Origin of the sequence: Neorhizobium sp. BETTINA12A (assembly GCF_023006485.1) — a bacterium.
Classification (GTDB): domain Bacteria; phylum Pseudomonadota; class Alphaproteobacteria; order Rhizobiales; family Rhizobiaceae; genus Neorhizobium.
Window position 1 is genome coordinate 1 of sequence record NZ_JALBGW010000371.1, and the last position, 491, is coordinate 491.

The 491-nt window shown below is 67.2% G+C and carries 1 protein-coding gene and 1 pseudogene; one reads left to right on the forward strand and one right to left on the reverse strand.

Translation table 11 applies throughout. The features are described 5' to 3' along the window. Window positions 1–305, forward strand: a 305-nt coding sequence (locus MOV61_RS30220) for an isochorismatase family protein (RefSeq protein WP_247139216.1), incomplete at its 5' end; no start/stop codon positions are given. 6 nt (window positions 306–311) lie between these two features. Here MOV61_RS30220 and MOV61_RS30225 read toward each other — a convergent pair. Beyond that, a pseudogene (locus tag MOV61_RS30225) lies at window positions 312–491 on the reverse strand (ABC transporter ATP-binding protein); the annotation flags it as partial.

Consider the following 491-nt stretch of genomic DNA (forward strand, 5'->3'; position numbering starts at 1 on the left):
AGCCCACCTTCTCAAAAACCGTCCGGGACTCGTTCAGCAATCCGGAACTCGGCCAATGGGTCGAGAACCAGGGTGCGCCCGAGGTGGTGATCCTCGGCGCCCAGACGGATTTCTGCGTCGCCGGCACGGTGCAGGGGGCGATCGCGGCCGGGCTGAAGGTGACGGTGGTTGCCGACGCCCACAGTACGCTCGATCAGCCGCAGGAGAGCGCCGCCGCCATCATCCGCCGCTACAATGCCCAGTTCGCCGAGGCCGGCGTCAATCTGGTGACGACCGACGCGCTGATCGGTTCCCCGGCCGCCTGACCGGCTCTAACCCAGCTCCAGCCGGCGGGTGATGCCGATCGCCTGAAGAAACACCTCGTCGTGGCTGACCACCAGCAGCGCGCCGTCATAGGCGCGCAACCCGGCCTCAACCGCGGCGATGGAATCGATATCCAGATGGTTGGTCGGTTCGTCGAGGATGAGCAGCGACGGCGGCGCCAGTCCGCC